The organism is Streptomyces sp. NPDC088910, assembly GCF_044749865.1.
GTDB lineage: Bacteria > Actinomycetota > Actinomycetes > Streptomycetales > Streptomycetaceae > Actinacidiphila.
Genome location: NZ_JBIVIV010000007.1, coordinates 304,670 through 316,853, shown reverse-complemented (window position 1 = coordinate 316,853; position 12,184 = coordinate 304,670). Strand labels below are relative to the sequence as shown.

Sequence of the window (12,184 nt, the reverse complement as noted above, 5' to 3'; positions counted from 1 at the left end):
CCTGCGCTGAGCGCGCGCCCGCGGCCGTACGCCTCCACCGGCCGCCGGGTCAGTACCGCCCGGCGACGAGCAGCAGCAGCGCGCCGAGGACGGCCAGCCCGGCCGCCGAGGCGAGCGACGCCAGCCAGGCCCGCGTCCACCGCGGCGCCCGTACGGACCCGTCCCCCGAGGTGCCGGGGCCGGGGCCGCCTCCCGGTTCCGCCCACAGGTAGCCGAAGAAACCGGCCCCCGTCACCGCGCACGCCAGCAGCCACGCGGGGCCGCTCGCGCGCCGGTGCCGGGTCACCGCCAGCGTCCGTACGACCACCAGGAGACCGGCGAGCAGCGCCGCCACCCGCAGCCACGCCCACGGAGTGAGCAGGACGTAGGCGACGGGCACCAGCAGCGTCAGGCCCCCGGCTCCGTAGGAGCTGTCGAAGCTCCGTACGGCGAGGCCGTCGGCCGCGGGTCCCGCCTGCCGCCTGATGTCCGCGGTGAACTCCCCGACGACACCGTTCCGGCCGCGGGGGAAGGGGTTCGCGGGCCGGTAGGTGTACTGCCGTTCGGTCAGCGGCCCGGCGCTCCAGCGGACGGTGATCCCGTCGGAGCCCTGGTCGTCGACCCGTACCGAGTGGGTCCGCCCGGCCTCGATGTCCCGTGCCAGGGCGCCGGTCGACCCGCCGCCCGGCACGATCCGCAGCAGGACGGTGGCGAACGACAGCACCAGCACGGCCAGCAGCACCCAGCGGGCGGGCCCCCAGAGCCGGTCGAGCCGGGCGGCGGGCCCGGAGCCGTGACCGCCGGAGCCCGGCCCCCCGGGCTCCCCGCCGTCCGGTGCGGCGGGGAGCGTGGCCTGCGGACCGGTGGTCACTCGACGCTCACCGTGACGGACCAGTAGTACTCCTGGTACACGCTCGCTCCTCCGTAGCCCTGCTTGATGTCCGGGACCCCGAAGTGGAAGGCGGACGCGGTGCCGGTGTCGTTGAACGCGGCGAAGGCCACGGTCATGGAGTGGTCCTTCTTGTTCTGGTTGATCACCTGGTAGACGAGGTCGTAGCCGCCGGTGAAGGCTTCGGGGACCTTGGTGCCCACGCGCCCCCTGGTGGCCATGCCGCTGAGGTCCTTGGGCAGATTCTTCATCTTCTCCCCGAGGTTCTTCCCGTCGACATAGTCGTCCTGGCCTCCCAGCGCGTCAATGTCGGCCCCGAAGTCGGCGTCCGAGACCGCCCTGGCCAGATTCTTGATGATCTGGAGACTGTGGCCGTTGAACGCCAACTGCTTGGTGAGCAGGCTGTTCGCGTCGAAGGGCACATTGGCGCCCTTGCCGCCGAGCCACAGTTGCAGCAGGTCGGTCCAGGTCAGTTGCGGCGAGTTGCCGCCCATCTGGTTGCAGGCGGCCATGGTGCCGGAGGTCACGGACGCGCCGACCTTGCAGGGGTTGGTGTTCCCGGCGAGGGCGAGGACGTAGTCGCGCAGTTCCTTGGCCAGCGCCGCGTGGACGTTCTTCTCGTTCTTGTCGTCCTTCCAGGTGTTCTGCTGGAGCGCGGCGAGCGCGTTCTGGCAGGCCCGGTCGCAGCCGCCGCTGCCACTGCTGTTGCTGTTGCCGTTGCCTTTGCCGCCGCTGTGGGACGGCCGGTTCCCCGGGTCGCGGTCCGGGTGGTAGACCGAGCCCTTGCCGGGCACGCCGTTGTGGCAGCCGGTGATGACACCGGTCATGCACTCGGGAACGCCCTCGCCGGTCGGGTCGGCGAGCCCGGTGGGATTGTCGGCGGCGTAGACGTAGCCGTTGAGGGTCTGCGCCTTGTCGGTCTGGAGCAGCGGGTCGACGCTGATGAAGCGGCCGGTCGACGGGTCGTACTCGCGGGCGCCGATGTGGACGAGTCCGGTGCCGGTGTCCGCGGGCTTGCCGAGGAAGGTCTTGTCGTCGGGCCACGCCGTCGCGGGCGCGCTGCCGCGGGCGGCGCCGAACGGGTCGGTGTAGCGCTTGGTGACGGCCTGCGTGCCGGCGTCCACCGCGAGGCTGCTGGTGCCGTGGTTGTCGCCCGCGAGCCAGGTCAGGGTGGTGGCGCCGGACTGGGTGGAGCGCACCGCGATCGCCGGTCCCCCGGCGCCCGCGGTGTAGGTGCGGACCGCCCAGGTGGTGGTCTTCCCGGCGCTGACCTTGCTGTGGATCTCGGTGGCGCCCAGGTAGACGACGCTCTCGCCGTCGCCCGCGGACGCCCGGCGGATCAGCAGGTTGTCACCCGCGTCGTAGAGGTAGTCGGTGACCTTGGCGCCCTCGGTGGTCCTGGTCAGGTCGCCTTCGCTGTTCCAGGCCAGCGTCTGCGAAGTGCCGCTCGGGCCGGGCCGCTTGGTGGTGTCGCCCGCCTCGTCGTAGCCGTATGTGGCGGTCGCCCCGGTGCAGCTCGCCGCCGCCGTGACGGTGGTCAGGGCGTGCGGGTGGGCGGAGTCGTTGTAGCAGGACTGGGCGGTGCTGTCGCCGGTCGCGGTGTGCTGGGTCCGGGTGAGCCGCAGCCCCGCCGGGTTGTAGGTCCAGCCGGTGGAGTACGGGGCCGCGCCGCCGGTCGTGGTGCTCGCGCAGTCGGCGTTGGCGGGCGTCCAGGCGCTGGTCATCCGCTGGTAGCCGTCGTAGCCGAAGCACTGCGTGTCGGCCTGCGCGGTGCCGCCCTGCGTGGTCGGGTCGGCGATCTTGGTGACGTTCCCGGCGTCGTCGTAGCTGTAGTTGAGGTCCTGCGTCATGTACGCGTGGGTCTGGTCGGTGACCGAGGAGCGGGTCAGCCGGCTGGTGCCCTCCTCGTAGACGTTGGTGATGTACGCCTTCTTCACCCCGGACGCCGCGGTGGCCAGGGTGAGTTGCTGCGGTTCGCCGAGCGCGGAGTAGGAGGTGTCCTGGAGGTAGCCGCTGGTGCCGGTGGCGGTCTCGATCTGGCCGGTCGGCGTGTAGCCGTAGCTGACGGACTCCTGCGGCAGGCCGCCGACGGCGGGCTCGGTGGTGTGCTGGAGGCTGCCGTCGACGTTGTAGTAGGCGGAGTAGCTGTAACTGGCCTTCGCCGCACCGGACTTCACCAGCGGGTCGGTGGCGTCGAGGTCGATCTCGCTGCCGGTGACGTGGTAGGCGTCGTCGTACGCGGTGACCTTCTGGGTGTACGCCTTCCCGGCCAGTCCGCCGTCGTAGCGGGTGGAGGTGTCGAGCTGTCCCGCGGCGGCCGTGTCGTACGTCCACGCGGCGATCTTCGTCGCGTCGGTCCTGGCCGTCTCCCACTCGCCGGTCTTGCGGCCGAGCGTGTCGTACTCGAACAGCAGCGTCTTGTGCGTGGAGCCGGTCGTCGTGGCGATCTGGTCGAGCGCGTTGTACGTGGTCGACGTGGCGCCCATGTCCGGGTCGTTCGCGGAGACCTGACGGCCGAACAGGTCGTAGCCCCAGCTCCACTTGGCGTTGTCGGGGCCGGTGGCGGTGGACTGCTTACCGTCCCTGGTCAGGCCGTACAGGGTGCTGGTGTGCGCGGGCAGCGGGGCGGCGCCGCCGTAGTCCGCGTCGGCGGGCGAGGCGCCCGAGTAGTCGCGGCGCTCGACGGTGCGGCCGAGCGCGTCGGTGATCACGCGGGAGGCGGTGCCGCCCGGCTGGGCGCTGGTGGCCGTCGAGTCACCGGTGTACGTCGAGGTGACGGTGACGCCCTTCTGCACGCCGTAGACGAGCAGCTTGTCGGAGGTGGTGCGGCCCGCGCCGTCGAAGGTGATCTCGTGCTGGGTGGGCGCGCCGCCGTATTCGGCGCGGGCGTACGTGCCGCTCGGCGTGTGGTCCTGGTCGAAGATCCCGGCGAAGGTCTCGTACGCCAACCCCCGTGAGTCGTAACGGGTGTCGGTGAGGACCCGGCCGCCCAGCGGGCTCGGCGACTGCGTCTGGAGCGGGCGCAGCAGCGCGTCGTCGATCTGGTAGGTGACCCTGCGGACGTTGTTCGGGCCGAGCGTGGAGGTGCTGACGTACGGCGCCGAGCCGCGCTCCATGTGGTAGCCGTAGACGATGCTGGCGCTGTCGCCCGCCGACTTGACGCGGCCCGGCTGCCACACGCCGGTCAGCCGCCCCAGACCGTCGTAGGTCAGCTCGGTCTTCTTGGTGTTGACGTCGTAGGTGGTGGTCGGCAGGCCGCGCAGACCGTCGTAGAAGGTCGTGGTCTTCTGGCTCTTGGCGTTGGTGATCACCGAACGGGTCGGGACGCCCGCGCCGGTCGGGGTGTAGGTGTTGGACGTCGGGTTGCCCGCGCCGTCCTTGGCGAGGGTCATCCGGCCGAGGGTGTCGTAGGCCGAGGTGCCGGTGGTCTGCCAACTACTGGGGTTGCGGTCGCCGTTGGCGTCCGCGCCCGCCGGGTACGCGGCGGCCCGGCCCTTCCACATCGCGTCGCCCTTGGCCGGGCTCTGGTTCGCGGTCCAGGCCGTCGCGGCCGAACTGTCGTAGACGGTCGCGGTGTCGGCGAGCACATCGCCGCGCGTGGTGCTGTTCGCGGGCAGCGACAGCGACGCGTCGGCGGTGCCGCACGGCTGGCCGACCGTACGGACCCTGGAGGTCAGGGAGTTGATGCCCGCGCTGTCGTTGCGGGCGTACCAGGTGCGGGTGCAGGTCTCGTCGCCGCTCTTGGCGGTGTCGCCCGCGTCGTCGACCGTGACCGGCATGCCGTAGGAGTCGTAGGTGCTGGCCGTGGTGCTGGTGCGCCACTTGGCGGGCACGGTCAGATAGGTGTCGGAGTACGTCTTCGCGGTGCGCACGTAGTACGCCTCGACGTCGGCGTACGACTTGTGCTGCGTGGCGGTCCTGACCGACCACGGGTCGTTGACGGTCGCCGAGACGGGCGTGTCCCCGTTGTAGGTGACCTGTTGGCGCTGGAAGCCCGCGTACTGGTCGGAGTCGGTGAGCGCCGCCGTGGTCAGTCCCGGCACGGTCAGCCCCGCCACGGTCACCGTACGGGTGCCGCCCGCCTTCACCTTGTCGCCGTTCATGCCCTGCATGTAGCGGGTGACGGTCCTGAGCCGGTTGCCCGCGCCGGTCCCGGAGTACGAGGTGACCGTGCCGTAGCCGCGGAAGACCGACCAGGTGCGCTCGTCGTCGGGTGTGAACGGGCTGTCGTTGTAGTGCCAGGCCGGGTCGGTGTAGACGTAACTCTGCTCCAGCGCCTCGTTGTTGCCCGCCGGGTCGGAGGTGGTGACGTCCACGACGCGGTACTTGTGGAACCAGTCGAGTCCGGCGTCCTCGGCACCGTTGATGTGCCAGTACTGCGGATAGCAGTTCATGGTGTCGCTGTCCTCGGCGGCGGGCATGTGCGAGCCGCGCACGCACTCCGGCGTCGACATCGTGACGCTGGTGACCGCGCCGGTCTCCGAGGTGACCGACTGGATGCGGGGCCGGTGCAGCGGCAGGATGTCGTCGGTGGCGTCGACCCGGTTCGCCAGCATCTGGTAGGTGAACGACACCGGGTCCAGCGGGACCGCGGTGCCGGCCTCGCCGGTCCGCTTGATCGAGTCGAGCACCAGCGTCTGGTCGCTGCTGTCGCCGAGGTCACCGGCGTCCAGGTACTTCTCCGCCAGCGCCCAGGTGTCGACGGGCGTGTACGAGGTCCCCGACAGCACCAGGGCCTGCACCGAGGTGAGGCGCTTGCGGGTGAAGAACGACGGCGCCTGGGCGGCGCAGTCGGTGTCGGACGCGCCGGAGGCGCAGATCGCGTCGAAGGGCACGTCGGGCCAGTTGTGCGCGGTGTCCTTGGTCAGCTTCGAGCAGTCCGAGGCGGTGCAGCGCTCGGTGTAGCCGAAGGTCACCTCGTAGGGCGCGGTGGCGCTGAAGAGCGTGTCGGAGCGCTGCCCGTAGAGGATCTTGTCGAGGTGACCGCCGCGCGTGTAGGAGGCGTTGGCGGTCTTCGAGCCGTTCTTCTTGTAGAAGTTGGACTCCGCCGTGTACCAGTACGACTCGGCGTTGCCGTGGGTGTCGACGACGTAGTCGAGGTTCCAGCGCCACGCCTGGTTGTAGGAGCGGTCGGCGAAGGCGCTGCCCTTGGCGTAGCCGGGCTCGCCGGAGTCGTCGCCGAACACCGGGACGGTCCATACGGAGTTGGTGCGCTGCGAGCCCGCGCCGGTGAGCTTGTTGAGGCCGAAGACGTACTGGGTGCCGTCACCGGTCGTCACCGTCCAGTACTCGCCCGCGCCGTCCACGCTGTCTCCCTCGTCGCCGTTGTCGGCGCCCGTGGAGTGGGTGACGGTGGAGGCGTCGTCGTCGGCCAGCCGCCACTTCCCCGTGGTGTCGTCCTTGACCAGCTCCGTGGACTTGCCGTTCAGGACGACCGAGGCGTTGTCGAACTTCCAGCACTGGTCGAAGACCTCGGCGTGCCCGTCCTTGTCGCAACCGCCGTACTGGCGCTCGACGTAGGAGTCGGCGGAGACGGTGAAGCCCTCACCGACCTGCGAGCCCTGGTTGTTGGTCGATGCGGTGCGGCCGTCGATGCTGCCGGAGTCGTAGGTGAGCGTCACCGCGGGCACCGGGCCCGCGACGGACGGGGCGACCTCCATCGGGTACGACCAGTCGAAGGAGCCGGAGGAGGTGCCCGCCGACCACTTGGAGGACGCCGACAGGGGGGTGGCGCCGTAGTCGCCACTGCCCTTGGCGGACTCGCCGCTGTCGGCGGTGACGGCGAAGGCGCTCAGGGTACCGGCGTCGGTACCGGCCGTGGCGGGGGCGTCGTCGGTGGCGTCAGCACCGGCGTCACCACCGGCACCGGCACCGGCATCGGCACTGACGTCGGCCGAAACCGTCTGCCGGGCAAGGTCGTTGACGGACGAAGGGACCGGGGTCCGGGTCCTGCACCGCGCCTTCTGCGGGGTGGTCAGGGCGCACGCCGGGAGCCGCACCAGGCGCAGGCGGCCGGACCAGTCGCCGCCGTAGGCGGAGGCGAAGGAGGAGTAGTCGACGGAGACGTGGACGCGTGCGCCGGTCGGGCCGGTGTGCGCGGCGGAGGCCGAACTCGCCTCGCGCGCCCGCGGTGTGACGGCGAGCAGCACACCTCGTACGCCTGCCGCGTCCGTCGCGGCCCGGTCCAGGACGGTGACCTCGGAGGTGCCGGACGCGGCGCTCTTGAGGGTGCTGCCCTTGGGCCAGGTCGTGTGCTGCTCGGCGAGCGCGCGCCGCGCGCTCCGGTCGTCGGCCGCCTTGCCCGCCGCGGCCTTCGCGCGGGCCTGCTGCGCGCCGAGGCCCGCGGTGTGCACCGTGCCGTTGCGCGGCGCGGGCAGATCGGGGCGGCCCAGCGGCCCCGGCGCGGCGTGGGCGAGCGGGCTCAGCCCGACCGGCACGGTCAGCGCGGCGGCGAGCGCCACGACGAACAGCTTGGCGCGCCTGCCCGGCAGGTACGCGCGGGCGCGTGCCCGCCGCCCGCGGCCGGCGAATCCCGATCTCACGATGACAACCCCCTGGTGAATGACGGCCGCGGACCGGAGCACCGCGGCACGAGCAGTCCCGACACCGGCCGCGGACGGACATCCCGCCCCGCGGCCGTACAACCCCACGAACGATCACCACGCGCCCGGCCGGGCCGGTCCGTCCCGCCCCGCCCGGCGGCCGTCACCCGCCGACGGCCGCGGCGGCCCGTTCCCGACGCGCCGCCGCCCCGGCCGTGTCGCCGCCGCCGGAGGAGAGGGCCGTTCGCGAGGCGACGGCCCCGGGCGGGGTGGAAGCCGTGGACGCTTTTGTATTCGCGCGGGAATCCGGACGGGCGGAATCCGGACGGGCAGAATCCGTATAGCCGGAATCCGGAGCGGCGGAATCCGGACGACCGGAATCCGTAGGTGACGTCGGCAGGGGCGGCACTCCGGGAATGGCTCCCGCCGTCGGCGGTACGGCGGCGCTCACACGCACCGGACCCGCCGCGCGCGGCCTCAACCGCCCCTCGCGCACGCCGAACAGCCCCGCTCCACCCCGAGCCATTTCCCCCACCCCACGCTCAGCGATACCTACAGCCGCGTATCGAATCACCGGTCGCCGGGTGGTGACTACGAACCCCCGTGTTCGTAAGGATTGGCGCGGGAACGGCGAGGCCGGCCGAATAGCGGAGCGCGCCGGAAAGGCATACGTGCCGGGGGCACCTTCCCGGCGGCCGGAATAACCGGTTGGCCGCGGACGGCCGCGCCTCAATACTGTCCCGGTGTTCACCGACGACGACGATGCCGTGCTCTACGACCTGCTCAATCAGTGGGACCCCGAGCGGTCACCCGGCGACCGGTTCTACACCGACCTGGTCATGGCCGCCGACTCCGTTCTCGACGTGGGCTGCGGCACCGGCATGACGCTGCATCACGCGCGGGCGCTGGGCCACCGCGGCCGTCTGACCGGCCTCGACCCGCACCCCCCGTCCCTGCGCCGGGCCCGGCGCCGTACCGACATCGAGTGGCTCGACGGCCGCGCCGCCGACGCCCCGCCCGGCGCCGGTTTCGACCTGGCGATCATGACCGGGCACGCCTTCCAGTGCCTGCTCACCGACGACGACATCCGCGACTCGCTCGCCGCCGTCCGCGCCGCCCTGCGCCCCGGCGGCCGTTTCGTCTTCGAGACCCGCCACCCCCAGGCCCGCGCCTGGCTGTCCTGGACCCCCAGTCACCCCGTCACGACCACCCACCCCACCGCCGGTCCGCTCCGCGTCTGGCACAGCGTCGACTCCGTCACCCCCGACCTCGTCACCTTCACCACCACCACCGCCGCCCCGGACGGCACCCCCCTCCATACCGACCGCTCCACCCTCCGCTTCCTCTCCGAGCCCGCCCTCGACACCTTCCTCACCGCCGCGGGCTTCCGCACCGAGTCCCGCTACGGCGACTGGCCCCGCACCCCGGTCACCCCGGCCAGCCGCGAGATCATCACCGTCGCCCTGGCCTGACCCCCGCCCTTCAGACGGGCCTGGCCGCCAACAGGTAGCCCTGGGGCTGGCGTTCGTCCGGGGCCGGAGCGCGGGTCGTGGTGGCGGTGACGGTGAGGCCGGCGGATTCGGCGAGGGCGGTGATACGGGCGGGGGGATGCCAGTAGACGTCGAGGGAGATGGGGTGGCCGTAGCCGTGGGAGAGGTGGTGGCGGGTGTCGCCGATCTTGTAGGCCACGGCGAGCGGGGCGCCGGGGGCCAGGACGCGGTGGAATTCGGCGAAGACGCGCGGCAGCAGGCGCGGGGGCAGGTGGATGATCGAGTACCAGGCGACGAGGCCGCCGAGGGAGCCGTCCGGGAGGTCCAGGTCGGTCATCGAGCCGACGTCGAAGCGCAGTCCGGGCAGATCGCGGCGGGCCACGGCGACCATCTCGGGCGAGAGGTCGACGCCGAAGACGTCGAGTCCCAGCTCCGCCAGATACCCGGTGATCCGTCCGGGGCCGCATCCGATGTCCGCCACCGGCCGTCCCCGCTGGGCCAGTTCGGCGAACGCCCCCAGCGTCGCGCGGTCCAGGACGCCGGCCGCCAGCGCGTCCCGCAGCAGGTCGGCGTAGCTGTCGGCGACGGTGTCGTAGGCCGCGCGGATGTCCGTCAGGTCGGTGGATTCCGTCATGCGGGCGACCGTATCGCCGCCCTCTGACACCGCTTATCCGACGCTGCCGTCCGTCAGCGACCTGCGGTCACCGCCCGGCGGACCGCCGCGGCGACGGCGGGCGCGTCGTTCCAGGGAGGTCAGGACGGCGGCCAGGAAGGCCAGCGGGATCACCAGGCCGAAGAGCGTCCACCAGGCGGCGGTACGGTCGTCGGCCCGGCCCTGGTAAGGGGTGTCGGACGCGCTGGCGACGAAGGCGACGACGTCCAGCACCCCGGCCAGCAGCAGCAGCGCCCACACGAGGACCAGGCACGCCAGCCACAGCACACGCCCGGGCGTGACGCGTCGCTCGCGGCCAGGCTCTCCTGCGGGCTCGCGGCCAGGTTCGCGTACGGGCTCTCCTGCGGGCTCCGGCATGCGCGCCCGGCTCAGACCAGGCGCCGTGCCGTCGCCCACCGCGTGAGCTCATGGCGGTTGGAGAGCTGGAGCTTGCGCAGGACGGCCGAGACATGGGACTCGACGGTCTTGACCGAGATGAAGAGCTGCTTGGCGATCTCCTTGTACGCGTAGCCGCGCGCGATCAGGCGCAGGACCTCGCGCTCGCGCTGGGTGAGCCGGTCCAGGTCCTCGTCGACCGGCGGGGCGTCGGTGGACGCGAAGGCGTCCAGCACGAAACCGGCCAGCCGCGGGGAGAAGACGGCGTCTCCGTCGCGCACCCGGAAGATCGAGTTGATCAGGTCGGGCCCGGTGATGGTCTTGGTGACATAACCGCGCGCGCCGCCCCGGATGACACCGATGACGTCGTCGGCCGCGTCGGAGACCGAAAGGGCCAGGAAACGCACCGGGTTGTCGGGGTCGGCGGCCAACGGGGCGCAGCGGCGCAGGACTTCGACACCGCCGCCGCCGGGCAGGTGCACGTCGAGGAGGACGACCTCGGGCCGGGTCGCGGTGACGACACTGACCGCCTGGTCGACGTCGGCGGCCTCGCCGACGACCTCGACACCGGTCTCCTCGGTGGCGCCGATCTCCGCCTGGACCCCGGTACGGAACATCCGGTGGTCGTCGACGAGCACCACCCGTACCCGCCGCTCCCCCGCCAAAGGCGCACTCGGTGTGCTCATGCCGCCACCCTCTCCATCTCCAGTTCGACTTCCGTACCGCCGCCGGGTGCGGCCCGCAGCCGGGCCTCGCCGCCGTTGCGCTGCATCCGGCCGATGATCGACTCGCGGACGCCCATGCGGTCGTCCGGCACCTGGTCGAGGTCGAATCCGGGGCCGTGGTCGCGCACGGAGACGAACACCTTGACGCCCTCCACCTCCGCGTAGACCTGAACGGGTCCGCTGCCACCGTACTTGGCCGCGTTCACCATCGCCTCCCGCGCGGCCTGCATCTGCGCCGCCAGCTTCTCGTCCAGCGGGCAGTCGCCGACGCAGACGACCTCGACCGGGACGCCGTGCGCGTCCTCGACCTCGGCGGCTGCGGCGCGTACGCCCTCGGCGACCGTCGTCGGCTCGTCGTCGCGCCCGGTGCCCTCGGGGCGGTAGAGCCAGGCGCGCAGCTCGCGTTCCTGGGCGCGGGCCAGCCGGTTGACCTCGCGGGGTTCGTCGGCGTGCCGCTGGATGAGGGTCAGGGTGTGCAGGACCGAGTCGTGGACGTGGGCGGCGACTTCGGCGCGCTCCTGGGCGCGGATGCGCATCAGCCGCTCCGCCGACAGGTCCTGTGTCATACGGACCAGGTACGGGCCCGCGATCAGGGCGACGCCGACGAGGACGGCGAGCGCGGCCTGGAGGATGCCGCCGAGGTGGCTGCCGGAGCCGCGCACCACGATGAAGCCGGTGACGCCCGCGACGACCAGGGCGACACCGGCCGCCGCGCGGGCCAGCGGCCAGAACCGCTTGCCGTGGCTCATCTCGACCCAGCGGGCCTTGCGGGCGTTGTCGGCCTGCCGCCAGACCAGCGCGACACCGAGGCCGATGACCAGCAGCGGCCACACGGCGCGGTTGGCGGCGCCGAGGTTGAGGTTGTCGATGAGGATGCCCGCGCCGACGGCCAGCGCGATCAGGGCCATGATCTGGCCCTTGTCGGGCCGCTTGCCCGCCAGCCATGAGCGGGCGTCGCGCGGCTCCTTGGCCATGGCGACACCGCCGACGCCGAGCGGTACGAAGAACCAGAAGACGGCGTAGAGGAGCACGCCGATGCCGTTGAAGCAGGCGAGCAGCACGAACAGGCCGCGTACCCACAGCACGGGCAGGCCGAAGTGCCCGGCCAGGCCGCGCGCGACGCCGCCGACCATCCGCCCCTCGGAGCTGCGGTAGAGCTTGCGCACCCCGGAGTCCCCCGGCTCGTGCGAGGACAGGGGCGAGGAGAGGAAGGACGCCCCGCTGGGACCGCCGGGACCGCGCGGAGCACCGGGCCCGCCGAGGCCGGGACCACCGGAGCCGCCCAGGCCGGGACCGCCGGGACCGGGGCCGCCCGGCACGCCGGGTCCGCCGGACCCGCCCGGCATACGGGACGCTCCGGGCATGCCGGACGCTCCGGCCGGGCTGCTCGCTGACATACCCCGATCGTCACACGTCCGGGCCGCCCGGGGCATCAGGGTTGTCCCCCCAGGGGTAGGGCAGGGTACGGATCAGGGACGTACCAGGGTCGGGGCCGATGCCGGCCGCCCCCG

Annotated in this window: 7 protein-coding genes; 1 reads left to right on the top strand and 6 read right to left on the bottom strand. The window is 72.4% G+C overall.

Annotated features, from left to right (window positions below; genetic code table 11):
• Positions 1-49 precede the first annotated feature (49 nt).
• Together ACIP4Z_RS18805 and ACIP4Z_RS18800 are read right to left on the bottom strand one after the other, a co-directional pair.
• On the bottom strand, positions 50-850 hold the full coding sequence (locus ACIP4Z_RS18805; RefSeq protein WP_401309329.1) for a hypothetical protein: 801 nt from the start codon (positions 848-850) through the stop codon (positions 50-52).
• Positions 847-7,410: an RHS repeat-associated core domain-containing protein gene (locus ACIP4Z_RS18800; RefSeq protein ID WP_401309326.1), complete on the bottom strand. Its 6,564-nt coding sequence runs from the start codon at positions 7,408-7,410 to the stop codon at positions 847-849. The genes ACIP4Z_RS18805 and ACIP4Z_RS18800 overlap by 4 nt, the downstream gene beginning before the upstream one ends.
• 743 nt (positions 7,411-8,153) lie before the next feature.
• Between ACIP4Z_RS18800 and ACIP4Z_RS18795 the strand changes: the two genes are divergently transcribed.
• Complete coding sequence (locus tag ACIP4Z_RS18795) at positions 8,154-8,882, top strand: class I SAM-dependent methyltransferase (protein ID WP_401309323.1); 729 nt, start codon at positions 8,154-8,156, stop codon at positions 8,880-8,882.
• A 10-nt stretch (positions 8,883-8,892) separates the two neighbouring features.
• Here ACIP4Z_RS18795 and ACIP4Z_RS18790 read toward each other — a convergent pair whose 3' ends face one another.
• The 4 genes from ACIP4Z_RS18790 to ACIP4Z_RS18775 form a co-directional block, all read right to left on the bottom strand.
• Positions 8,893-9,534, bottom strand: coding sequence for a class I SAM-dependent methyltransferase (locus ACIP4Z_RS18790; protein ID WP_355336821.1), 642 nt, complete (start codon positions 9,532-9,534; stop codon positions 8,893-8,895).
• Positions 9,535-9,567: 33 nt separating this feature from the next.
• Positions 9,568-9,840, bottom strand: a complete 273-nt coding sequence (locus tag ACIP4Z_RS18785) for a hypothetical protein (protein ID WP_355336820.1) — start codon at positions 9,838-9,840, stop codon at positions 9,568-9,570.
• A gap of 101 nt (positions 9,841-9,941) precedes the next feature.
• A complete protein-coding gene (locus ACIP4Z_RS18780; protein WP_188281968.1) occupies positions 9,942-10,634 on the bottom strand; it encodes a response regulator transcription factor in 693 nt (230 codons plus the stop codon).
• Positions 10,631-12,070 (bottom strand): PspC domain-containing protein, encoded by a 1,440-nt coding sequence (locus ACIP4Z_RS18775; RefSeq protein ID WP_355336819.1) that lies wholly within the window; start codon positions 12,068-12,070, stop codon positions 10,631-10,633. The genes ACIP4Z_RS18780 and ACIP4Z_RS18775 overlap by 4 nt, the downstream gene beginning before the upstream one ends.
• Positions 12,071-12,184 lie beyond the last annotated feature (114 nt).